Source organism: Inquilinus sp. (genome assembly GCF_057815775.1).
The window spans coordinates 1-22,000 of the sequence record NZ_JBYRFX010000768.1; the positions used below are offsets into that span (position 1 = coordinate 1).

Annotated in this window: 28 protein-coding genes; 12 read left to right on the forward strand and 16 right to left on the reverse strand. The window is 68.5% G+C overall.

What is annotated here, in order from left to right:
- The 7 genes from AC3XYG_RS26910 to AC3XYG_RS26940 all read right to left on the reverse strand — a co-directional run bounded on the left by AC3XYG_RS26910 (position 1) and on the right by AC3XYG_RS26940 (position 6,149).
- On the reverse strand, positions 1–759 hold the full coding sequence (locus AC3XYG_RS26910) for a sulfite exporter TauE/SafE family protein (RefSeq protein ID WP_489142950.1): 759 nt from the start codon (positions 757–759) through the stop codon (positions 1–3).
- A 90-nt stretch (positions 760–849) separates the two neighbouring features.
- Complete coding sequence (locus AC3XYG_RS26915; protein WP_489142984.1) at positions 850–1,773, reverse strand: branched-chain amino acid ABC transporter permease; 924 nt, start codon at positions 1,771–1,773, stop codon at positions 850–852.
- Between the two features lie 14 nt (positions 1,774–1,787).
- Complete coding sequence (locus AC3XYG_RS26920) at positions 1,788–2,675, reverse strand: branched-chain amino acid ABC transporter permease (RefSeq protein WP_489142951.1); 888 nt, start codon at positions 2,673–2,675, stop codon at positions 1,788–1,790.
- Between the two features lie 15 nt (positions 2,676–2,690).
- Positions 2,691–3,401 carry an ABC transporter ATP-binding protein gene (locus AC3XYG_RS26925; protein ID WP_489142952.1) on the reverse strand — a complete coding sequence of 237 codons (711 nt, stop codon included), beginning with the start codon at positions 3,399–3,401 and terminating at the stop codon, positions 2,691–2,693.
- Positions 3,394–4,146 (reverse strand): ABC transporter ATP-binding protein, encoded by a 753-nt coding sequence (locus tag AC3XYG_RS26930; RefSeq protein ID WP_489142953.1) that lies wholly within the window; start codon positions 4,144–4,146, stop codon positions 3,394–3,396. The genes AC3XYG_RS26925 and AC3XYG_RS26930 overlap by 8 nt, the downstream gene beginning before the upstream one ends.
- Positions 4,147–4,153: 7 nt before the next feature.
- Positions 4,154–5,362 (reverse strand): ABC transporter substrate-binding protein, encoded by a 1,209-nt coding sequence (locus tag AC3XYG_RS26935; RefSeq protein ID WP_489142954.1) that lies wholly within the window; start codon positions 5,360–5,362, stop codon positions 4,154–4,156.
- A gap of 211 nt (positions 5,363–5,573) precedes the next feature.
- Entirely contained in the window at positions 5,574–6,149 is a 576-nt protein-coding gene (locus AC3XYG_RS26940; protein WP_489142955.1) for a TetR/AcrR family transcriptional regulator, read from the reverse strand.
- 142 nt (positions 6,150–6,291) lie between these two features.
- Between AC3XYG_RS26940 and AC3XYG_RS26945 the strand changes: the two genes are divergently transcribed.
- Positions 6,292–7,260 carry an SDR family NAD(P)-dependent oxidoreductase gene (locus tag AC3XYG_RS26945; protein ID WP_489142956.1) on the forward strand — a complete coding sequence of 323 codons (969 nt, stop codon included), beginning with the start codon at positions 6,292–6,294 and terminating at the stop codon, positions 7,258–7,260.
- Positions 7,261–7,307: 47 nt separating this feature from the next.
- On the opposite strand, the gene AC3XYG_RS26950 is transcribed toward AC3XYG_RS26945, so the two are convergent.
- From AC3XYG_RS26950 to pspF, 4 genes are all read right to left on the reverse strand, one after another.
- On the reverse strand, positions 7,308–7,487 hold the full coding sequence (locus tag AC3XYG_RS26950) for a hypothetical protein (protein ID WP_489142957.1): 180 nt from the start codon (positions 7,485–7,487) through the stop codon (positions 7,308–7,310).
- An 86-nt stretch (positions 7,488–7,573) separates the two neighbouring features.
- Positions 7,574–8,089, reverse strand: coding sequence for a class I SAM-dependent methyltransferase (locus tag AC3XYG_RS26955; RefSeq protein ID WP_489142958.1), 516 nt, complete (start codon positions 8,087–8,089; stop codon positions 7,574–7,576).
- Positions 8,090–8,157: 68 nt separating this feature from the next.
- Positions 8,158–8,994, reverse strand: coding sequence for an SDR family NAD(P)-dependent oxidoreductase (locus AC3XYG_RS26960; RefSeq protein WP_489142959.1), 837 nt, complete (start codon positions 8,992–8,994; stop codon positions 8,158–8,160).
- Positions 8,991–10,016 (reverse strand): phage shock protein operon transcriptional activator, encoded by a 1,026-nt coding sequence (gene pspF, locus AC3XYG_RS26965; RefSeq protein WP_489142960.1) that lies wholly within the window; start codon positions 10,014–10,016, stop codon positions 8,991–8,993. Before pspF ends, AC3XYG_RS26960 begins: the two co-directional genes overlap by 4 nt.
- 163 nt (positions 10,017–10,179) lie before the next feature.
- On the opposite strand from pspF, the gene AC3XYG_RS26970 reads away from it, so the two are divergent.
- The 9 genes from AC3XYG_RS26970 (at position 10,180) to otsA (ending at position 16,249) form a co-directional block, all read left to right on the forward strand.
- Entirely contained in the window at positions 10,180–10,359 is a 180-nt protein-coding gene (locus AC3XYG_RS26970; protein ID WP_489142961.1) for a hypothetical protein, read from the forward strand.
- Between the two features lie 30 nt (positions 10,360–10,389).
- On the forward strand, positions 10,390–11,058 hold the full coding sequence (pspA, locus tag AC3XYG_RS26975; RefSeq protein WP_489142962.1) for a phage shock protein PspA: 669 nt from the start codon (positions 10,390–10,392) through the stop codon (positions 11,056–11,058).
- A gap of 57 nt (positions 11,059–11,115) precedes the next feature.
- On the forward strand, positions 11,116–11,346 hold the full coding sequence (gene pspB / locus AC3XYG_RS26980; protein ID WP_489142963.1) for an envelope stress response membrane protein PspB: 231 nt from the start codon (positions 11,116–11,118) through the stop codon (positions 11,344–11,346).
- Positions 11,343–11,744, forward strand: a complete 402-nt coding sequence (gene pspC, locus AC3XYG_RS26985) for an envelope stress response membrane protein PspC (protein WP_489142964.1) — start codon at positions 11,343–11,345, stop codon at positions 11,742–11,744. Before pspB ends, pspC begins: the two co-directional genes overlap by 4 nt.
- Positions 11,745–11,774: 30 nt before the next feature.
- Positions 11,775–12,146, forward strand: coding sequence for a DUF4870 family protein (locus tag AC3XYG_RS26990; protein WP_489142965.1), 372 nt, complete (start codon positions 11,775–11,777; stop codon positions 12,144–12,146).
- Between the two features lie 85 nt (positions 12,147–12,231).
- Entirely contained in the window at positions 12,232–12,912 is a 681-nt protein-coding gene (locus AC3XYG_RS26995) for a hypothetical protein (protein ID WP_489142966.1), read from the forward strand.
- Between the two features lie 35 nt (positions 12,913–12,947).
- The gene (locus tag AC3XYG_RS27000; protein WP_489142967.1) at positions 12,948–13,940 is read left to right on the forward strand and encodes an alpha/beta hydrolase family protein; all 993 of its coding nucleotides are present in this window, start codon (positions 12,948–12,950) and stop codon (positions 13,938–13,940) included.
- A 146-nt stretch (positions 13,941–14,086) separates the two neighbouring features.
- The gene (gene otsB / locus AC3XYG_RS27005; protein WP_489142968.1) at positions 14,087–14,863 is read left to right on the forward strand and encodes a trehalose-phosphatase; all 777 of its coding nucleotides are present in this window, start codon (positions 14,087–14,089) and stop codon (positions 14,861–14,863) included.
- A 15-nt stretch (positions 14,864–14,878) separates the two neighbouring features.
- Positions 14,879–16,249: an alpha,alpha-trehalose-phosphate synthase (UDP-forming) gene (gene otsA, locus AC3XYG_RS27010; RefSeq protein ID WP_489142969.1), complete on the forward strand. Its 1,371-nt coding sequence runs from the start codon at positions 14,879–14,881 to the stop codon at positions 16,247–16,249.
- Here otsA and AC3XYG_RS27015 read toward each other — a convergent pair.
- Positions 16,218–17,249, reverse strand: a complete 1,032-nt coding sequence (locus AC3XYG_RS27015) for an ABC transporter permease (protein WP_489142970.1) — start codon at positions 17,247–17,249, stop codon at positions 16,218–16,220. The two genes, otsA and AC3XYG_RS27015, sit on opposite strands and share 32 nt — an antisense overlap.
- A 117-nt stretch (positions 17,250–17,366) precedes the next feature.
- Between AC3XYG_RS27015 and AC3XYG_RS27020 the strand changes: the two genes are divergently transcribed.
- Positions 17,367–17,696 carry an L-rhamnose mutarotase gene (locus tag AC3XYG_RS27020; protein WP_489142971.1) on the forward strand — a complete coding sequence of 110 codons (330 nt, stop codon included), beginning with the start codon at positions 17,367–17,369 and terminating at the stop codon, positions 17,694–17,696.
- Positions 17,697–17,735: 39 nt separating this feature from the next.
- Here the strand turns inward: AC3XYG_RS27020 and AC3XYG_RS27025 are convergent, their stop codons facing one another.
- Positions 17,736–18,491: an SDR family NAD(P)-dependent oxidoreductase gene (locus AC3XYG_RS27025; RefSeq protein ID WP_489142972.1), complete on the reverse strand. Its 756-nt coding sequence runs from the start codon at positions 18,489–18,491 to the stop codon at positions 17,736–17,738.
- Positions 18,492–18,587: 96 nt separating this feature from the next.
- On the opposite strand from AC3XYG_RS27025, the gene AC3XYG_RS27030 reads away from it, so the two are divergent.
- On the forward strand, positions 18,588–19,517 hold the full coding sequence (locus AC3XYG_RS27030) for a LysR family transcriptional regulator (RefSeq protein WP_489142973.1): 930 nt from the start codon (positions 18,588–18,590) through the stop codon (positions 19,515–19,517).
- 60 nt (positions 19,518–19,577) lie between these two features.
- Here AC3XYG_RS27030 and AC3XYG_RS27035 read toward each other — a convergent pair whose 3' ends face one another.
- The 3 genes from AC3XYG_RS27035 to AC3XYG_RS27045 all read right to left on the reverse strand — a co-directional run bounded on the left by AC3XYG_RS27035 (position 19,578) and on the right by AC3XYG_RS27045 (position 21,990).
- Positions 19,578–19,787 carry a cold-shock protein gene (locus AC3XYG_RS27035; RefSeq protein ID WP_309801538.1) on the reverse strand — a complete coding sequence of 70 codons (210 nt, stop codon included), beginning with the start codon at positions 19,785–19,787 and terminating at the stop codon, positions 19,578–19,580.
- Positions 19,788–20,032: 245 nt separating this feature from the next.
- Complete coding sequence (locus AC3XYG_RS27040) at positions 20,033–20,974, reverse strand: MarR family winged helix-turn-helix transcriptional regulator (protein ID WP_489142974.1); 942 nt, start codon at positions 20,972–20,974, stop codon at positions 20,033–20,035.
- A gap of 14 nt (positions 20,975–20,988) precedes the next feature.
- Positions 20,989–21,990, reverse strand: a complete 1,002-nt coding sequence (locus AC3XYG_RS27045) for a Csu type fimbrial protein (RefSeq protein WP_489142975.1) — start codon at positions 21,988–21,990, stop codon at positions 20,989–20,991.
- Positions 21,991–22,000: the final 10 nt, after the last annotated feature.

Below are 22,000 nucleotides of genomic sequence, written 5' to 3' on the forward strand. Positions count from 1 at the left end.
TCAGGCGAGATAGCCGGAGACGCCGTCCCACAGCAGCTTCAGCGCCGTCAGCACCAGCAGGCCGTAGCAGGCGCGGTAGGTCTGGCGCTGGTCCAGCCGGCCGTGCAGCCGCCAGCCCAGCCAGACGCCGGCGGGGATGGCGGGCAGGCACAGCGCCATCAGGGTCCAGACATCGCCGGTCGGCCGCGACAGCAGCAGCCACGGCACCGCCTTGGTGGCGTTGCCGACGGTGAAGAACAGGCTGGTGGTGCCGGCATACACCGCCTTGCTGAGGCCGAGCGGCAGCAGGTACATCGCCAGCGGCGGCCCGCCGGAATGCGCCACCATGGTGGTCATCCCCGAGGCGAGGCCGGCGGTGATCGCCTTCGGCGTCGACCGCGGCTGGATGGTCACCGTCGCGCCCCGGGCGAACCACAGGCCGACGAAGGCGAGGGTGACGGCCGCCATCACGATGGCGATGGCGCGGTGGTCGAGGATGGTGAACAGCACGGTGCCGAGCCCGACGCCGACCAGCAGGCCGGGCAGCAGCAGCGCGAGGTCCGGCCGCGACCAGGTCGAGGGCTTCCAGTAGCGCAGCGCGACCAGGTCCGTCGCCACGAACAGCGGCGCCAGCAGGCCGCCCGCCGTCACCGGGTCCATCACCAGCGACAGCAGCGGAATGCCGATGATGGCGAAGCCGCCGCCGAACGCGCCGCGCAGCAGGGAGATCAGGAAGACGCCGGCAAAGGCGACCAGGATGGTGGCAACCGTGAGGTCCATGGCCCGTACAATCCAGTTGATACGGGCAGATTGACCCGATGCAATGATCGGTGCAATCGGAGCATTGCTCTCAGTGCAAGATAGGGTCGGCTATCCCCTGCGCTTCAGCCAGTGGACGATTTCGCCGACGATGCCGCGGCGGAACAGCAGCACCACGATCACGAAGATCGCCCCGGTCACCACCGTCACCGGCAGGGCGGATTCGGCCAGGTAGTTCTCCAGCGCCGCCACCAGCCCGGCGCCGACCACCGGGCCGACCAGGGTGCCGATGCCGCCCAGCAGCGTCATCAGGATGACCTCGCCCGACATCTGCCACTGCACGTCGGTCAGCGACGCCAGCTGGAACACCAGCGCCTTGGTGCCGCCGGCCAGCCCGGCCAGCGCCGCCGACATGACGAAGGCGGTCAGCTTGTAGGCGTCGACCCGGTAGCCCAGCGAGATCGCCCGCGGCTCGTTCTCGCGGATCGCCTTCAGGATCTGGCCGAAGGGCGAATGCACCACGCGCCAGATCAGGAAGAAGCCGAGGGCGAAGATCGCCAGCACGACGTAGTAGAAGGTCAGGGAATCCGACAGGTCGAACAGCCCGAACATCCGGCCCTGCGGCACCGACTGGATGCCGTCCTCGCCGCCGGTGAACGGCGCCTGCAGGGCGACGAAGAACACCATCTGCGACAGCGCCAGGGTGATCATCGCGAAATAGATGCCCTGGCGGCGGATCGCCACGAAGCCCATCACCAGCCCCAGCACGGCGGCTGCGGCGGTGCCGGCCAGGATGGCGAGCTCCGGCGGCCAGCCCCACACCTTCGCCGCATGCGCCGTCACATAGGCGGCGCCGCCGAAGAAGGCGGCATGGCCGAAGGACAGCAGTCCGACATACCCGATCAGCAGGTTGAAGGCGCAGGCGAACAGGGCGAAGCACAGCAGCTTCATCAGGAAGACGGGGTACAGCAGATAGGGCGCGCCCAGCGCCACGATGACGACCGCCAGCACCGCGGCGATCTTCACGCCGGTCATCCTCGCCGCCACGCTCAGCGCTCCCGCCCGAACAGGCCGGCGGGGCGGATCAGCAGCACCACCGCCATGATGACGAAGACCACGATGTTCGACGCCGGCGGATAGAACACCTTGGTCAGCCCCTCGAAGATGCCCAGCGCGAAGCCGGTGACGATGGCGCCCATGATCGATCCCATGCCGCCGATCACCACCACGGCGAAGACGACGATGATCAGGTTCGACCCCATCAGCGGGCTGACCTGGTAGACCGGCGCGGCCAGCACCCCGGCCAGCCCGGCCAGGCCGACGCCGAAGGCATAGGTCAGGGTGATCATGCGCGGCACGTTGATGCCGAAGGCCTGGACCAGCACCGGGTTCTCGGTCGCGGCGCGCAGCGTGGCGCCCAGCGGCGTCTTCTCGATCACGAACCAGGTGGCGAAGCAGATCACGACCGAGGCCAGGATGACCCAGCCGCGATAGATCGGCAGCACCATGAAGCCGAGATTGACCGCGCCGGTCAGCGCCGCCGGCGGGGCGTAGGGCTGGCCCGATGTGCCGTACCAGCTGCGGAACAGCCCCTCCAGGATCAGCGCGACGCCGAAGGTCAGCAGCAGGCCGTACAGCGGGTCCAGCCGGTACAGCCGGGCCAGGAACAGCTTCTCCAGCACGATGCCGGACAGGGCGACGATCAGCGGCGCCAGCACCAACGCCGGCCAGTAGCCGATGCCGAGGAAATTCAGCAGCATCCAGGCGGCGAAGGCGCCCAGCATGTACTGCACGCCATGGGCGAAGTTGATGACGTTGAGCAGGCCGAAGATGACGGCGAGGCCGAGGCTGAGCAGGGCGTAGAACGACCCGTTGATCAGCCCGAGCAGCAGCTGGCCGAACAGCACCTGCACCGGGATGCCGAGCAGCGGGATCATGATGTGGTCCCCATCTCAGACTCCCAGCGTCTCATGCAGCAGGTCCATCTTCTCGGCCATCTCCTCGCGCCGGATCTCGGCGACGACGCGGCCGTCCTCCATCACGTAATGGCGGTCGGCGATGGCGCTGGCGAAGCGGAAGTTCTGCTCGACCAGCAGGATGGTCATGCCCTGCGCCTTCAGCGCCCGCAGCAGCTCGCCGATGCGCTGCACGATGACCGGCGCCAGCCCCTCGGTCGGCTCGTCCAGCAGCAGCAGCTTCACGCCGGTGCGCAGCACCCGGGCGATCGCCAGCATCTGCTGCTCGCCGCCCGACAGCTTGGTGCCCTGGCTGCCGGCCCGTTCCTGCAGATTGGGGAACAGCTGGTAGATCTCGTCCAGGCTCATGCCGCCCGCGGCGACGCGGGGCGGCAGGGTCAGGTTCTCGGCCACCGACAGCGAGGCGAAGATGCCCCGCTCTTCCGGCACATAGCCGATGCCGGTTTTGGCGATGCGATGCGGCGGCGTGGCCAGCAAATCGATGCCGGCCATCCGGATGGTGCCCTGGCGCCGGCGCAGGATGCCCATGATGGCGCGCAGCGTCGTGGTCTTGCCGGCGCCGTTGCGGCCCAGCAGGGTCACGGTCTCGCCCGGGAAGACGTCGATGTCGACGCCGTGCAGCACATGGCTTTCGCCGTAGAAGCCCTGCAGGCCGCGCACGTGGAGCAGCGGTGCCGCCTCAAGCATGCTCCGACCCCATATAGGCCTCGCGCACCCGCGGGTCGGCCGAGACCTCGGCGTAGCTGCCCTCGGCCAGGATCTCGCCGCGCTGCAGCACGGTGACCCGGTGGCACAGGTCGGCCACGACGCTCAGATTGTGCTCGACCATCAGCACGGTGCGGTCGGCGCCGACCTTGCGGATCAACTCGGCGATGCGGCCGATCTCCTCATGCCCCATGCCGGCCATCGGCTCGTCCAGCAGCAGCATCGGCGGGTCCAGCGCCAGGGTGGTGGCGATCTCCAGCGCCCGCTTGCGGCCATAGGACAGGTCGACCGCGGCGGTCCGGGCGAATTCGCTCAGATTGACCGACTCGATCAGCGCCAGCGCCCGGTCATCCAGCCGGCGCAGCACGGCGTCGGAGCGCCAGAACTGGCGCGCCAGCCCCTCCGGCCGCTGCAGCGCCACCCGGACATTCTCCAGCACCGTCAGATGCGGGAACACCGCCGAAATCTGGAACGACCGCACCAGCCCGCGCCGCGCCACCTCGGCCGGTTTCAGCCGGGTGATGTCCTCGCCGCGGAAGGCGATGCGGCCCGCGGTCGGCTGGTGGAACTTGGTCAGCAGGTTGAACACGGTGGTCTTGCCGGCGCCGTTCGGGCCGATCAGGGCGTGGATCGTGCCTTCGCGCACGGCCAGGTTCACGCCCTTCACCGCGACGAAGCCGCGGAAGGCCTTGGTCAGGCCCTCCGCCACCAGGATCGCTTCGGTCATCCGCCTGTTATTTCTTTGCCGTCGCCGGGCAGCCGCTGGTCTCCGCCGACAGATAGGCCTGGTCGCCGGGGATGGTGGCCAGCTGCTTGTAGTAGTCCCAGGGCTTGGTGCTTTCCGACGGCGCCTTGACCTGGAACAGGTACATATCGTGCACCATGCGGCCGTCGGCCTGGACGTGGCCGTTGTGGGCGAAGACGTCGTCCACCGGCAGCTCCTTCAGCTTGGCGGCGACCTTGTCGCCGTCATCGGTGCCGGCGGCCTGCACCGCCTTCAGATACTGCAGCACCGAGGAGTATTCCGAGGCCTGGACCGAATTCGGCATGCGCTGGGTGCGGGCGAAGAAGCGCTGGGCGAAGGCCCGGCTCTCGTCATTGCGGTCCCAGTAGAAATCCTCGGTCAGCACAAGGCCCTGCGCCGCCTGCAGGCCCAGGCCATGCACCTCGGCCAGGGTGAACAGCAGGCCAGCCAGCTTCTGGCCGCCGGCGACGATGCCGAACTCCGCCGCCTGCTTGATCGCGTTGGCGGTGTCCAGCCCGGCATTGGCCAAACCGACCACCTTGGCGCCGGAGGCCTGGGCCTGCAGCAGGAAGGACGAGAAGTCGGTGGTGTTCAGCGGGTGCCGCACGCTGCCCAGCACCTTGCCGCCCTTGGACGTCACGAATTTGGTGGTCTGGTCCTCCAGCGAATAACCGAAGGCGTAATCAGCGGTGAGGAAGAACCAGGTGTCGCCGCCCTGGTCCACCAGCGCGCCGCCGGTGCCGACCGCCAGCGCATGGGTGTCGAAGGCCCAGTGGAAGCCGGTGGGCGAACAGGCCTTGCCGGTCAGGTCGGCGGTCACGGCGCCGGAGGTGATGGTGACCTTGTGCTTCTCCGCCGCCAGCGCCTGGACGGCGAGCGCGACGGAGGAGGTGGTCAGCTCGCTGATCATGTCGACGCCGTCGACGTCGAACCATTGCCGGGCGATGTTCGAGCCGATGTCCGGCTTGTTCTGGTGGTCGGCGGACACGATCTCGATCGGGGCGCCCAGCACCTTGCCGCCGAAATCCTCGACCGCCATCTTCGCGGCCTCGACCGACCATTTGCCGCCGTAATCGGCGTAGACGCCCGACTGGTCGTTCAGCACGCCGATCTTGACGACATTGCCCGAGACCTGGGCGGCCGCCGGCATGGCAAAGCCGACGACCAGCAGGCCGACGGCAAGAGCATTCCCCCTCATGGTGCCTCCCAAGAACGTTTCATTCGCAAGGATTTTAAGGATTTTCAAAACCCTGCCTGAGTCGGGCCCCGCGGCGCAATCGCCATCTCGCAGTGCGGGAGGAAATCGGCGCAAAGGTCGGGCCGCAGGCTGATCCGGCGGCGGGAATTGCCCAAAATAAACGGTCTATCTATGTAGATAAGACTATGCTCCCGGTCTCAGGCGACCGGGGTCAGGTCTCCATTCCGGCGATCATGATGTCGACGAGGCGCTTGCCCGCTGTCTTCCAGTCGGGGTTATTGCTGCTGGCAACCCCGCCGATGGCCCACAGGAGATCGACCGGCGGGATGTCGAGGCGGATATCGCCGCTCTCCACCGCCCGGGCGGCCAGCATCTCCATCGCGTTGCTGATCAGCGGGCCGGACGCGGCGTAGAGCGTGGATGCGCCCCCGACCAGCGAATCCAGGGCCGGATACATGCCGTGCTTGGTCGCGATGTAGTCGATGAAGACCAGCATCCATTCGCGCAGCGCCTCCTTGGGCGGGCGCTGTTCGGCAAGCTCGACCGCCGCCATGGCCAGTTTTTCGGTTTCGTTGCGATAGACATCGCCGATCAGCGCATCGCGCGTCGGAAAATGCCGGTAGAGCGTGCCGATGCCGACGCCGGAGCGCCGCGCAATCTCCTCCAGGCTGGCATCCGCACCCTTTTCGGCAAAGGCGGCCTTGGCCACCTCCAGGAGGCGGAGGCGGTTCCGCTCCGCATCTGCACGCGGCTTGCGCGTCTGGGCGCGCTCACCCTTCGTCGTCACGTCTCCATTGGCCTCTTGATAAACGGAGGGTGCCTCCATATTTACAAAACGGAGGCATCCTCCTCTTAATTCATTTCGGGATGGCGGGCAACGGGCTTGCCGTCACAGGCACCCTTGCGCCCTTGGTCTTACGGAGAGTCTCATGACCGGACCTTTTGGATCTGAATCCACCACGGACGACGTGCTCGCCGGCGTGGACCTGGCAGGCAAGCGCGTGCTCGTCACCGGCGTTTCCGCCGGCCTCGGCGTCGAAACGGCGCGGGTTCTTGCCGCCCATGGCGCCCAGGTCCTGGGGGCGGCCCGCGACCTGGCCAAGGCCGAAGCGGCAACCGCGGTGGTCCGTGCCGATGCCAGGAACGGCGGCGGGCTCGAGCTCATCGGCCTCGACCTCGCCTCGCTCGCCAGCGTCCGCGCGGCCGCCGACCGGATCGTGGCGGATGGGCGCCCGCTCGATGTCGTGATCGCCAATGCCGGCGTCATGGCGTGTCCCCTCGGCCGCACGGCCGATGGCTTCGAGACGCAGTTCGGCACCAACCATCTCGGCCATTTCACCTTCGTCAACCGTATCGCATCGCTGATCGCACCGGGCGGGCGCCTGGTGAATCTCGCATCCTCCGGCCACCGCTTCGCCGATGTCGATCTGGAAGACCCCAATTTCGAGCACCAGGATTACGACCCCTGGGTCGCCTATGGCCGGTCGAAGACCGCCAACATCCTGTTCGCCGTCGAGTTCGACCGGCGCCATCGGGCGCGCGGCGTGCGTGCGGCGGCGCTGCATCCCGGCGGCATCCAGACCGAACTGGCCCGCCATCTGCCGGGCAATGCGATCGACCAGATGCTGGAACAGATCAATGCCGATCTCGTCGCTGCCGGCCAGCCGCGCTATCGGTTCAAGACCATCCCGCAGGGTGCTGCGACCTCGGTCTGGGCAGGCTTCGTGGCCGATGCGGACGAGGTCGGCGGCAAGTACTGCGAGGACTGCCATGTCTCGACGGTGACCGACGCCCCCCTCAACCCGATCGCCGAAGGCGTGCGCCCCTATGCGCTCGATGGCGACCATGCCCGGGCGCTCTGGGCCAAAAGCGAGGAATTGATCGGCGAACGCTTCTAGTCCAGGTCGGCAGCCGGGCCGGGCGCCCCGCCCGGCCCGCAGGTCGGCTAGGCCTTCGTCCGATAGGCCGTGATGCTCCAGGCGCGCGAGTCGAACAGCACGCCGTCCGCAGTCAGATGCGTTTCGAGCAGATCGCGCAGCCGCTGCCGTGCTGCCTGGCCTTCCGCATCCTGGCCTTCCGTATCCGGCCGGGCCAGCAGGTCTTTGGCGAATTGCAGGCCGATCACGGCCTCGAAGGCTGCATCGACGTCCGCACCATAGAAGACCGGTTCATGGACCTCGGCAAACTCGACCGAGACGAAGCCGGATGCGTTCAGGACATGTGTGGCGACGGCGGGATCACCCAGCGAAAACGCCAGAGGGACCTCCGCTGACAGGGCAACCCCCGGCTCCAGCGCCTGCCGGATGACGGTCGCCCACTCGTTACGGTCCCGGCCCTGCCACACCATCCACACCAGGCGCGCGCCCGGCCGATATTCGCGAAGGCCGCCGCCGGGTCGGTGAAGAACATCGTCCCGAACCGACTGATGCATAGGTCGAAGCTGGCCGGGGGAAACACCCGCGACTGGGCGTCGGCCTCTTCGAAATCGACGTTCCGCAACCCTTCCTGCGCGCTGCGCTGCCGGGCAACCTCAAGCATCTCCGCCGAGACGTCGACGCCCAGCACGCTGCCTTGCACCGCGATGCGAGCCGCTTCGCGCGTGGTCTGTCCCGCACCGCATCCGATATCGAGCGCGCGATCGCGGGGGCCGATCCCGAGGGCCGCCCGGAAGGCCTCGTTGTGCCGCCGAAGTTCGGCATCGTAGAAATCCGCGCGATTCAACGCCATCACACACCTATTCACGTCAGTGAACGCCTGGCACGGCCTTGTGGAACCACTGTCCTTGCCTGCCGTCCTCAGGCCACCCCGCGGCCGGTTGCGAAGATCATCAGCCGGTCGAACAGGCCTTCGGGCAGCAGGCGGCGGGCCCAGAACAGCGCCGTGGCATCGCGCCCCAGGCGCAGCCGGGCCGGCATCCGCCGGGATTCGGCCAGGCGCAGCAGCCGGCGCGCCGCCCGGTCGCTGACGGCCGCCGCCTGCGCCGGCGCCACCGCGCCACGCGTCTCCCGGTGGGCCAGGGCCCGGCCGAACAGGTCGTGATAGGGCAGGTCCGGCGCCAGCACCGGGTGGTCCAGCCGGCGGTTGAAGCCGGTGTCGTGCCGCCCCGGCTCGACCGCGCAGACCTGCACGCCATGCGGCGCCAGCTCGAAGCGCAGCGCCTCGCTGAAGCCGGACATGCCGTGCTTGGTGGCGCAATAGATCGCCATGAACGGCGTGCCGAGGAAGCCGAGCAGCGAGGAGATGTTGATCACCCGGCCGCGGCGCGCGCGCAGCGCCGGCAGCAGGTCGCGGGTCAGCAGGATCGGGCCTTCCAGGTTGGCGGCGATCTGGCGGCGGATCTGGTCGTCGTCCAGCGCCTCGACCGGGCCGGTCAGGCCGTAGCCGGCATTGTTGATCAGGCAGTCCAGCCCGCCCGGCCCGATGGCGGCGACGGCGGCGGCCCGCTCTGCCGCCACGGTGACGTCCAGCGCCAGCACGGTGATGCCCGGCATCGCCGCCAGCGCCGCCGTCTCGGGTCGGTCCGTGGGGCCGCGCAGCGTCGCCCAGACCGACCAGCCGGCCTCCGCGAACAGCCGCGCCGCGGCAAAGCCGAAGCCGGAGCTGCAGCCGGTGATCAGCACTGTCTTCGTCACCCGATCTCTCCGCTCTGTCGCGCCACAATGCCGTGTTTGCGCAACAGATGCCGCAGCTGATCGTAGCCGAGGCCCAGCGCCGTCGCCGCCCGGCCCTGATGGCCCCCCTGGGCGGCCAGGGCCGCCTCCAGCCACGCCTTCTCCACCGCGGCGATCGCCGCCCGGAAGTCATAGGCCCCTTTGGGCGGGGCCGCGCCGGGTGCGGCATCCGCCTCTGCTGCGGCAGCCTCGCCGGCCGGACGTGGCCGCCAGGGCGAGGCGAAGGGGTCGAGCACGATCTCGCTCACCGGCTCGTCCGGCGCGGTGCGGTAGACCGCGCGCTCCACCGCATTCTTCAGCTCGCGGATGTTGCCGGGCCAGCCATGGTCGCGCAGTTCGGCCATCACCTGTGGTTCGAACCCCGGAAAGCCCGGCCGGCCCAGCGCCCGCGCCATGGCCTGGGCGAAGGCTCCCGCCAGCAGCGGGATGTCCTCCGGCCGCGCCCGCAGCGGCGGCACGGTCAGCACGTCGAAGGCCAGCCGGTCCAGCAGGTCGCCGCGGAACCGGCCTGCCGCGACCTCGCTCGGCAGGTCGACATTGGTGGCGGCGACGACGCGGACATCGACGGTCATCGCCTGGGTGCCGCCGACCCGCTCGATCTCGCCATACTCGATCGCCCGCAGCAGCTTTTCCTGCACCCGCAGGCTGGCATTGGCCAGCTCGTCCAGGAACAGGGTGCCGCCGTCGGCGCGTTCGAACCGGCCGATATGGCGCCGCACCGCGCCGGTGAAGGCGCCGGCCTCATGGCCGAACAGCTCGCTCTCCAGCAGCTCGGGCGACAGGGCGGCGCAGTCCAGTTTGACGAAGGCGCGGTCCCAGCGCGGCGACAGGAAGTGCAGCCGGGCGGCGATCAGCTCCTTGCCGGTGCCGCGCTCGCCGATCACCAGCACCGGCCGGTCCAGCGCCGCCGCCGCCGAGACCTGGTCCAGCAGGTCGGCGAAGGCGGGGGATTCGCCGAGCAGGGGCGGAAGATCCTGGGCCATCCTCATCCACGATTGGTGAATTTCGCCGAAGGTTCGGAAATTTTCGCCGAATGATCAAGGGGCCAATCGGGGAAATCCCCGGAAACCGGCATGTCCAGAACTGGCACGGCGTTTGCAATCCAGGGAAATGACCCCCGAATGCCTCGGGCCAGAGGAGGACGAGATGAGCTTTGGTTTCGACCCGACCGGCACCGCCGACCGCTTCGGCCGCCGCTCAACCACTTCCCCCCGTGCCGACTGGCAGCGCACCGGCCGGCGCCTGCTGGCCTGGATCGCCAGCCGGCCGATCGAGAACTGGCTGTTCTTCGGCGCCGGTGCGCTGATCGCCTCCGTGCTGCTGTAACCTTCCCGTGAGATCGAAGAGGACCGTGTGATGGGTATCTTTTCCCGCCTGGGCGACATCATCAACTCCAACATCAACTCCATGCTCGACCGCGCGGAGGATCCGGAAAAGATCGTCCGGCTGATCGTGCAGGAGATGGAAGACACGCTGGTCGAGGTGCGCACCGCCGCCGCCCGGTCGATCGCCGACAAGAAGGAGATCCTGCGCCGGATCGACCAGCTGGAGGCGGCGCAGGCCGATTGGCAGCGCAAGGCCGAGCTGGCGGTCGAGAAGGGCCGCGAGGACCTGGCCAAGGGCGCGCTGGTCGCCAAGGCCCAGGCCGCATCCTCGGTCGAGATCCTGCGCCATGAGCTGGAGATGATCGAGACCGCGCTGGCCAAGACCAACGAGGATCTCGGCCGGCTCGAGGCCAAGCTGACCGAGGCCAAGAACAAGCAGAAATCCTTCGTCATCCGGCACGACGCGGCGCGCGACCAGATCCGCATCCGCACCCAGCTGCATGACGGCCGCATCGACGAGGCGCTGGGCCGCTACGAGCAGATCGAGCGCAAGATCGACGCGGTCGAGGGCCAGGTCGAATCCTTCGATCTCGGCCGGCGCAAGTCCCTGTCGGACGAGTTCGCCGAGCTCGAGGCCGAAAGCGGCGTCGAGAAGGAGCTGCAGGCGATCAAGGCGCGGCTCGGCCGCACCGGCTCCTGATCCGTTTCGTCAAACCGGCCCGGCGCTTGCCGCCGGGCCGCAGACGCAAGGACAACCATGTTTCACGTCTTCTTCTTCGTCCCGGTCATCATCTTCCTGGTGATCGTGGCGCCGATCTGGCTGGTGCTGCACTACGTCACCCGCTGGCGGTCGACCCGGACGCTGTCGCGTGAGGACGAGCGCATGCTGGTCGACCTGTGGGAAAGCGCCAAGCGCATGGAGCTCAGGATCGTGACTCTCGAGAAGATCCTCGACGCCGAGGCGCCGCAGTGGCGGAGGCCGTCATGACCGGCCGCTTTACCGAATCGCCGAACCCGCATCGCCTCTACCGCGATCCGGAACATGGCGTCTTCCTCGGCGTCTGCGCCGGCCTCGCCGCCTATTTCGGGGTCTCGCCCGGCAAGGTGCGCTTCGGCACGGTGGTCCTGGCCTTCATCTTCTTCCCGCACATCCTGATCGCCTACCTGGCGGCGGCGGTGTTCCTGAAGCGCCGGCCGACACTGCTGTACCGCAGCCCGGATGAGGAGGTGTTCTGGCGCTCGGTCTCGGTCAAGCCGGCCGACACCTTCTCCGCCATCCGCCACAATTTCCGCGAGCTGGAACAGCGCATGGCCGGGATGGAGCGCTACGTCACGTCAGGCGAATTCAAGCTGAACCGGGACTTCCGCGACCTCGAAGGCCGCTGACCCCTGACTTTCTGGAGACTGGAGCCACCCATGGCTGCTTCCTACCGCTATCGACCGGGTGTCGAGGTTCTTTCGCCGCGCGGCTCGCGCGACGGCTTCAACACGGTCGGCCACGTCGTCTATGCCATCTATGCCGTGTCGCTGTTCACCGCCCTGCCGATGCTGATCGGCTTGGTCATCGCCTATCTCGCCCGCGGCGATGCCCGCGGCACCGTCGCCTGGGACCACTTCACCTGGGCGATCCGCACCTTCTGGACGGCGCTGCTGTTCGGCCTGCTGTTCGGCGCGCTGACCTGGGTGCTGATCGGCTGGCCGCTGCTGGCCGCGCTGTGGCTGTGGACCGTCTACCGCATCGTCCGCGGCTGGCTGGCCGTCACCAACCGCAGCCCGCTGTATCGCTGACGCTGGCGCCCTGGCGGCGCCGGCCTCTTTTCATCCATTCCCGGTCTGATCGTTGAAGCCGGTCTGACGTTAAAGGAGGACAGTGATGTCGCGTTTCCTGCCGATGACTCTTGCCTTCGGGCTGGCCTTCGCCGCCACGGCAACCCCCGTTGCGATGGCCTGGGCGGCCGCCCCGGCCTCGGTGGACCTGACGGGCGTCGATGCGGTGGTGGTGACCGGCGGCGGCGTGGCCGTCGATATCGGCACCGATCCGGGGCGACCGCTGCAGGCCATGCTGGACCGGGCGGGTGACTGTGCCGCGACCATGCAGGTCGACGGCCACACCCTGACCGTCGATATCCAGCGTTCCTCCTGGTGGGGCCATGACTGCCGGCCGGTGCTGACGGTCAATCTTCGCCCCGGTGCCGACATCGCCCTGCGCCCGGCTGCCGTCTCCGCCACGCTGGACGGGCATTTCGGCGCGGTCCGGGTCGCGGCCCAGGCGGCGCAACTGTCGCTGACCGGCCAGGCCCGCACGATCGATGTCTCGGCCCAGGCCCTGAAGGCCGATCTGCGCCTGATCAGCCCCGAGCCGGCCGAGGCGGTGCGCCTGAACGCGGATGCCGGCGACATCGCCCTGGCCTTCCGTCGCGGCACCCCGGTCAGCTACATGGTCGATGCCCGCTTTGCCTCGGTCGACAGCACCGTGCCGGCCAGCGTCGGCGGTCATCCGCTGGTGGCGATATCAGGCAATTTCATCAAGGCCCGCATCGGCTTCGAAGACTAAGCTGCGCGCCCAGCGCGTGGGGGGAGGGGACATTCATGAAGAGTCTGGCCATGGTGCTGTCGGCCGTGCTGCTGCTCGCCGCGGCGCCGGCGGGGGCGGTCGGCTTCCAGAGCGCGACGGCGCCGGACCCGTCCGATCGGCCGCTCGACATCGGCATCTGGTACCCCAGCGATGCGCCTGAGCCGGCGCAGCCGAACACGCCCTTCGACCAGGCGCTGGCGATCGATGCCCCGATCCGGGGCGATCATCTGCCACTCGTCATCATCTCGCATGGCAGTGCCGGCTGGCTCGGCGGCCATGCCGATCTGGCAAAGGCCCTGGCCGAGGCCGGCTTCGTGGTGGTCGCCCCCACCCACACCGGCGACAACTACCAGGACGGCGGCTACCCAGCCACGCGCGAACTCGTCGACCGGCCGCGCCACATCAGCCGGGTGCTCGACTACATGCTGGCCGGCTGGCCGGGGCATGACCGGCTCGATTCCGCCCGGATCGGCATCTTCGGCTTCTCCTTCGGCGGCTACACCGCCCTGGTGGCGATCGGCGGCACCCCTGATCTGGGGCTGCTGGCGGGGCATTGCCGGCAGGACCCCGATGAGCCGGCCTGCAAGCTCGATCTGTCCGACACGGCCGACGCCGGGCCGGCGCCGGCCTGGACCCACGACCCGCGCATCCGCGCCGCCGTGATCGCGGCGCCGGGGCTGGGCTTCGCCTTCGACAAGGCCGCGCTGGCCGCCGTTACCGTGCCGGTCCAGCTCTGGGGCGCGGCCGACGACGCGGTGGTGCTCGGCCCGTCGAACACCGCGCTTGTCCGCCAGGCCCTGCCGCAGCCGCCGGAGTTCCATGAGGTTCCCGGCGCCGGCCACTACACCTTCCTGGTGCCGTGCAACCCCAGGATCGAGACGCTGCATCCCAAGGTCTGGGCCATGATCTGCGTCGATGCGCCCGGCTTCGACCGGGTCGCGTTCCATCGGCAGATGGACAGCGACGTCACCGCCTTCTTCCGGGCGCAGCTCGGAGTTGGTCATTGACGATCGGCCGCTTCCCTTGAAATAGCCTGCCATCGTCCTTAAAAAGGGAACCCAGGCGCACCCGCAGCTGTCTAGATACGGGGGCCGGTGCACCTGTTGTCGTGTCCGAAATCGTTCCGGATCGACAATCTTTATCGAAATTTGACATGGAGATGTCACAGCGCATGGCGCCGCAGATCATCGACACCGCCGCATTCGCCGAGAGTATTTCTGGCCTGGCATTGTTCCTGGATGTCGATGGCAGCTTGATCGACTTGGCGGAGCGGCCCGAAGATGTGGTGGTGCCGTTCGAGCTGCTCGGGGCGCTGGACCGCCTCTCGGCCCGGCTCGGTGGCGCCCTGGCGCTGGTGTCCGGCCGGGCGATCGCCGATCTCGACCGGCTGTTCGCCCCGCTGGCCCTGCCGGCGGCCGGGCAGCACGGGCTGGAATGGCGGGCCGCTCCGGCCGGGACGATCGAACGCGTCGAGGTCGACCGGATCGTGCTCGAACGGCTGGAGGCGGCGCTGCGCGGCTTCACCGGCCGCGACCCCGGCCTGCGGGTCGAACCCAAGGGCGCCGCGGTCGCGATCCACTATCGCCAGGCACCCGCGCTGGGGCCCGATGTCGTCGCCTTCGCCCAAGACCTGCTGGCCGAGGCGCCGGGGTGGCATGCCATCTCCGGCAAGATGGTGGTCGAGCTGAAGCCGGAAGGCGTCGACAAGGGTGCGGCGCTCGACCGGTTCCTGGCAACGCCGCCCTTTGCCGGGCGCCGGCCGCTGGCGCTGGGCGACGACGTCACCGACGAGGACGCCTTCACCGCGGCGCTGCGCCATGGCGGCATCGCCCTGCAGGTCGGCGACAGGGAACCGACCCTCGCTTCGCACCGTTTGCCTGATCCAGCGGCTGCGCGCGACTGGATCGCGCAGCTGGCCGTCATCCGCTGAAGCAAAGGCAAGGGCATGGGCCGCCTGATCGTCATATCGAACCGGATCGCACCGGTTGAGGAAGGCACGGCGCCGCAGGGCGGCCTGGCCGTCGCGGTGCTGGCGGCGCTGAAGGAAACCGGCGGCATCTGGCTGGGCTGGAGCGGCCAGCTGGTCGACCAGCCCTCGCCACAGCCGAAGCTGAAGCGCGCCGGCCGCCTGACCTACGCCATGCTCGACCTGTCCCAGGCCGATTTCGACCTCTACTACAACGGCCATGCCAATTCGACGCTTTGGCCGATCTTCCACTACCGGATCCAGCTGGCCCATTACAGCCGGTCGGCGGAGGATGGCTACCGACGGGTCAACGCCCAGTTCGCCGATGCGCTGCTGCCGCTGCTGCGCCCCGGCGACCGGATCTGGGTGCATGACTACCAGCTGATCCCGCTTGGCCGGGCGCTGCGCGAGCGCGGCGTGACCGCGCCGATCGGCTTCTTCCTGCACACGCCGTTCCCGACGCCCGAGGTGCTGCGCACCTTGCCGACCTACCAGGCCCTGCTGGACGACCTTGCTGCCTATGACGTGGTCGGGCTGCACACCAACCGCGACCGCGACGCGCTGCTGTCGGCCTGGCATCGCAGCTGGCGCGAGACGGCGGATGGGCGGGTCGAGATCGGCGGCCGCCGCGTCGCGGTCGAGGCCTTCCCGATCTCGATCGAGACCGAGGAGATCGCGACCGAGGCCCCGGCTGCCTGGAACATGCGGTCGGCGCACCGGCTGCGCGACAGCCTGGTCGGGCGCGACCTGATCATCGGCGTCGACCGGCTGGACTATTCCAAGGGCCTGCCACGCCGGTTCGAGGCGTTCCGCGCTCTGCTGGAGCAATGGCCGGACCGGCGCGGCCGGGTCAGCTTCATGCAGATTGCGCCGCCGACCCGCAGCGATGTCGCCGAATACCAGGAGATCCGGCACCAGCTGGAAAGCCTGGCCGGGGCGATCAACGGCGAATTCGCCGATATCGACTGGGTGCCGCTGCGCTATCTGAACAAGAGCGTGCCGCGCAAGACCCTGCTCGGCTTCTACCGTTCCGCCCGGGTCGGGCTGGTGACGCCGATGCGCGACGGCATGAACCTGGTGGCCAAGGAATATGTCGCGGCGCAGAACCCCGACGACCCCGGCGTGCTGGTTCTATCGGAATTCGCCGGTGCGGCGGAGGAGCTTGAGACGGCGCTGATCGTCAACCCCTTCGACGTCGAGAGCGTGGCCGAGGCGCTGGAACGCGCCCTGATCATGCCGCTGGAGGAGCGGCGGGAGCGCCACGCGGCGATGATGCGGGTCCTGCGCGCCAATGACATCGTCCATTGGCGCCGCCGCTTCATGGCGGCGCTGGACGGCGCTGCGGCCTGATCCGGTCCACCAGCACCGCGGCCAGCACCAGCAGGCCGTGGATGACAGGGCCGGCCTGTGGCGGCAGATGCGCCCGGCCGATCGCGGTGCCGATGGCGCTGACCAGCAGGGCGCCGGCCAGCACACCCGACAGGCGGCCGGCGCCGCCGCGCAGGCTGACCCCGCCGATGGTGACCGCCGCGAAGCTCTGCAGCAGCAGGCCGATGCCGATATTGGCGATGACGATCTCGGTGCGGGCCGCCAGCAGCCAGCCGGCGGCGCCGGCCAGGATGACGGCGATGACGAAGGCGGCCGTCAATCGCCGTCCGACCGGGATGCCGGCCCGCGCGGCGGCCTGCGGATCGGCGCCGATCCGATAGATGTCCCGGCCGAAGGCGGTCCGGTGCAGGACCATGCCACAGCCGGCGAAGGCGGCAGCCAGGATCCAGACCGGGACCGGCAGGCCGAACACGGTGCCGGCCCACATCGCGTGGAGTTCGATCGGCAGGCCGGAGATCCCGTGCCCGTCCGACAGAACCGCCGCCAAGCTGCGCAGCAGGACATAGGCGCCGAGAGTGACGAGGAAGGCGTTGAATCTGCACCGCACCACCAGCGCGGCGTTGCCGAAACCGGCCACTGCGCCGATCAGCAGGGCGCTGGCCAGGGTGGCGGGGACCACCAGCCAGGGCGGATCCAGCGTCCAGCCCAGGCCGACGGCGCCGTGGGTGCCGACCGTCAGCGCGATCACCATCGCCGAGAGGGCCAGCACCGACTCGCCCGACAGGTCGATTTGCCCAGCGATCAGGACGAAGGACAGGCCGATCCCCAGCAGGCCGACGATGGCCGCCCTGGAGAGAATGTCGAGGGCGATGCCCGCGGTGAAGAAATTGTCGATCGTCAGGGCCATCGCGACCAGCACGGCCAGCAACAGCAGCCAGGCCATATGGTCGAGCACCGGTAGCCACCGGGAACGGCCGGGCTGGGCTCTGGGGGCGTCGGGCGGCGATACGGTGCGGTCCATCGGGCTGTCATGGGGTCGGGAAGCATGACAGCATACGCCATCGGGTCCCCGATGCGGGATCGGGGAAGCGTCGCACCGGCAGGCCGGCGGCGCCGGCCGGATCGGGAGGAGCGGATCATGCAGCGCATGGGCATGTGCATCCGGCTGAAGCCGGAGGCGGTGGCGGAATACCGGCGGCTGCACGCGGCGGTCTGGCCCGAGGTGCTGGCCCGAATCAGCGATTGCGGCATCCGCAACTACACGATCTTCCTGAAGGAGCCGGAAAACATCCTGTTCGGCTATTGGGAGTATCACGGCACCGATTTCGCCGCCGATGCGGCGCGGATGGCGGCCGACCCGAAGACGCAGGAATGGTGGGCGGTGTGCGAGCCCTGCCAGGACCCGTTCGAGATCAGGGCGCCGGGCGAATGGTGGGCGATGATGCCCGAGGTCTTCCACCTGGATTGATCCGGCAGCGCCGGTGGACATCGGCGCTGCCGGGTGGGATCAGATCTGCGCCGAGCCGCCGTCGGCGAACAGCTCCACGCCGTTGACGAAGCTGGCGTCGTCCGAGGCCAGGAACACCGCCACCTTGGCGATCTCGTCCGGCTCGCCGACACGGCCCAGCGGCACGGTGGCCGCCTGGCCGTCCAGCAGCGCCTGCTGGTGGGCGGCATCCGGCCCGGCGAGGTTGACCAGGCCCGGCGTCCGGGTCGGGCCGGGGCTCAGCGTGTTGACGCGGATGTTGCGGCCCTTCAGGTCCAGGATCCAGCTGCGCACCAGGTTGCGCACGGCCGCCTTGCTGGCGCTGTAGACGCTGAAATTGGCCGTGCCCGACACGCTGGTGGTCGACCCTGTGACGATGACCGAGGCGCCTTCGGACAGCAGCGGCAGCGCCTTCTGCACCGTGAACAGCACGCCCTTCACATTGCGGTTGAAGGTGTCGTCATACTGCTCCTCGGTGATCTCGCCGAGCGGCAGCATCGACCCGCCGCCGGCATTGGCGAACAGCACATCGATGCGACCGCGTTCGGCCTTCACCTTGGCGTAGAGCCGGTCGAGATCGGCCAGGCTGGCGGAATCCGCCTGCACGCCGGTGGCCTGGCTGCCGATCGACCCGACCGCGGCGTCCAGCTCGGCCTGGCGGCGGCCGGTCAGATAAACATGCGCTCCTTCGGCGGCAAAGCGCTGGGCCGTGGCCAAGCCGATTCCGGTGCTGCCGCCAGTGACGACGGCGACCTTTCCTTCGAGCTTCCGTGACACCTGTCCGTCTCCATCTTGGTTTCGCCGCTTACAGGTGTGGGTCCGGTCGTGCTATCAAAATAGAAACAGATGCAAACTATCATTGCAGGTTTGTCGATGTCGAAACTGCCGGATTTCGAAGGGCTGGCGATGTTCGCCAAGGTGGCGGAGGAACGGTCCTTCGCCGCCGCGGCCCGGGCGCTGGGCGTGTCCGTCGCCACCGTGTCGCGCGGTGTCGGCCGGCTGGAGGAGCGGTTGGGCGCCCGCCTGCTGAACCGGACGTCGCGCCGCCTGGCGCTGACGGATTTCGGCCGCAGCCTGGCCGAGCGCGCGACCCGGATCTATTGCGAGGCGGAGGCGGCGGAGAGTGCGGCGCGCGAACAGTCCAGCCAGCCGCACCAGGCCGCGCGGCTGGCGGTGCCGATGTCGTTCGGCCTGCGCTGGGTCGCGCCGATCCTGCCGGCGTTCTTCCGGCTGTACCCGGATATCTCGATCGACCTGCATCTCAGCGACGCGTCCGTCGACCTCGTCGGCGAAGGCTTCGATGCCGCGCTGCGGATCGCGGTGCTGCCGGATTCGTCGCTGGTGGCCCGGCGGCTGTGCCCGATCGGGCGCTTCATCGTCGCGTCGCCGGCCTATCTCGCGGGTCACGACCGGCCGCAGCATCCGCGCGATCTCGCGGCGCATCACTGCTTCGGCTACGCCTATCGGGCCCGGCAGGATGTCTGGCGCTTCCGCAACGCGGCGGGAGAGGAGGAGAGCGTCACGCCCTCGGGGCCGCTGCGCGTGACCAATGTCGACGCCCTGCTGCCGGCCGTGCTGGACGGCCTGGGCATTGCCGAGCTGCCGGAATTCGTCGCCGCGGACTATCTCGCCGACGGGCGGCTCGAGGCGGTGGTGACCGGCTGGAAGATGCCCGAAGGGGCACTGTATTTCGTCACGCCATCGGCCCGCGCCCGGCCGTCGAAGGTCGACGTGCTGGCGGATTTTTTTGCCGACCGGCTGTCGGTTCCCGGGTGGCCGCCGCTGGGCAGGCGGGCCGGATGAGGCAAAAGAAAAGGGCGCCCGGCTTGCCGGGCGCCCTCTTTTCGACCTTGCGGTCGAGTCTTAGACGGCCTTGAGGTTCTCGGCCGAAGACTTGTTCCGCTTCGGATCAAGCTGCTCTTCGTACGAGATCTTCTGGCCTTCATCGAGACCGCGGAGACCCGCGCGCTCGACCGCAGAGATGTGGACGAAAACGTCCGGGCCGCCGTTCTCCGGCTGAATGAACCCGAAACCCTTGGTGCTGTTGAACCACTTAACGGTGCCGATCGGCATCTGATGCCTCCCAGAAAAGAGATAGCGTCGCGCGGGACTGCACGACGCGTCAGCGGTTACCGGGATGGCAGCGATCCGTGGCCGCAAGGGCGAGGCAGGCCGTCCGTCCGAACCAGGATGACCGCACATAAATGGGCGCGTTTCGCGGCGATGGCAAGAAAAAGGCAACTGGAAGACAGAGACGTGCTTCTGCGGGGGGCTTCCGAGCGAGTCGCCGGGAGGGATTCGACCGGTCTGGCGCAGGCTCAGTCCGGCTGATCGCCACGCCTTTCGACAAGACGAGCGATCGATGTCCTGAACCGGCCCAGGAAGATTTCGACGATGCCGATGGAGCGGTTGGTGATCTCGACATTGATCCGCCGCTTGTCGGCGGTGTCGGTCATTTTCCGCACATAGTCCTTCTTCGCCAGCTCGTCGATCCGGCGGACGGTGGTGGAATAGGGGGCGTTGATCAGGGCGCACAGCTCCCCGACCGGAACGCCGCGCCGGCCGGTCAGCGCGCCGCGGTGCAGGAACATCAGGATCTGGAAGTACTCGACGCTCATGAACTCGTCGCCCAGCGCGTTGTTCAGCGCCTTGATCACGTCGAGCCCGGCGTCGACGGTTGTGACCGGGCCGCCGGCGATCATGGCACTGCCCGTGCCGGCATCGCGCAGGCCGTCGGCCGGCTCCTCCCGGTACAGATTCACCATGTCGACATGCTGCATCATGATGTCCTGGCTCAGGTCGTTCATGCGGTGGAGATAGGAGTCGATCCGGCCGATCCGGCGCTTGAACCCGGCCATGAAGGCGATGTTGCGCCGGATCAGGGTCCGGATGGCCTCGTCGCCGATCGCCGCGTCGGCGAAGCTGTGGCCGATCAGCTCGATGCCGAAATCGGCGTCGGCCAGCAGGTCGCGGTTGCCGAACACGATCAGCTTGCGCGCACCGCCGCGCAGGACACGCAGCACACCGCGGGCGAAGGCGGCGCTGGCCTGTGGGCCGAGATGGATGACGACGAGATCCGGGGCGACCGACCGGATCTGCGGCATGAACTCCCCGGCGATCGGCAGCTCGAACAGATCGGCGAAGCTCCGGATGTCGCTGCGCACGAGGTCGAGATCGGCCGGCCGGTCGGCATAGAGCACGGCGACCTTGAGCCTGGCCCTCGCCGTCGTGCTCATGACGTTGCCATTGAGGTCATCCATGGGAACCGTCCGGTTCAGAAGGTGATGGTGGCGATCACGGTGTCGGTGTAGGTGCCGGCCGCCGGCGCCACGGCAAGCGGCGTGGTCAGCTGGGCGCAGACCTGGTGGTTGTTGAGGGCGCTGACGATGGTGCCGGTGCCGGCCAGCGGCGACGCCGTCGTCCAGGCGGTGTTGCAGCCCGGCTGGAACAGCAGATAGCTCAGGAAGTTGCTGCCGCTCTTCATCCGCCGCACCCCGGCATTGGCGTTGGTGCCGTCGCCGATGGTGATGCTATAGGGCGTCTGGTAGGTGCAGCGGACGCCGATATTGCCGAAGGCCCGCACCCCGGTCGCGCTGGCCTGCGCCGCGGTGACCGACCCCCAATTGCCGAAATCGATATCCTGGAAGTTCTCGAACTGGCACTTCGTCGGCACGATCGAGGTGACGCTGAACGAGGTGGTGATCGTCCCGGTCGTGCTCGCCAGGCCGGCCTCGCAACTCGCATTGCCGGCATTGAACAGGTACTTGGTGATCAGCTGGTAGCTGTTGGTGTAGGTCCCCGGCCGCACCCGGTCCTGCTGCTGCCGGTCGAGATAGGTCAGCGTCAGCGTGTTGGTGCCGTTGATGTTCGTGGTGGTGCCGCCACCGACGACATACAGCTTGATGCCGCCGGTCGACAGGCTGCCGCCGCCGTCCCGCGCATAGCGGCGATCGAACTGCTCGGTCATTTGCCAGGCCAGCCGGGAATCGGCGTCGCGCGTCTGATAGAACGCATAGTCGTTCGGACCGACCTGGGTGCCGGTCGCCCTGACATAGGCGCACAACCGCACATCGGTGAAAGCGCTGCGGGACGTGCAGTTGTAGCTGACCTGCCCGGTCGCCGAGGACACGCCGTTGGCGATGATGTCGACGGTCGTCGTGCCGAAATTCGAGATGCTGGTGACCGTGCAGGTCTGGGCCTCGGCCTCGGTCGCCGTGAACGCCATGGCCGCGAAGATGGCCAGGACGAGAAGAAGCGGGCGAAGCGGCGCGATCATGGCGGGGATC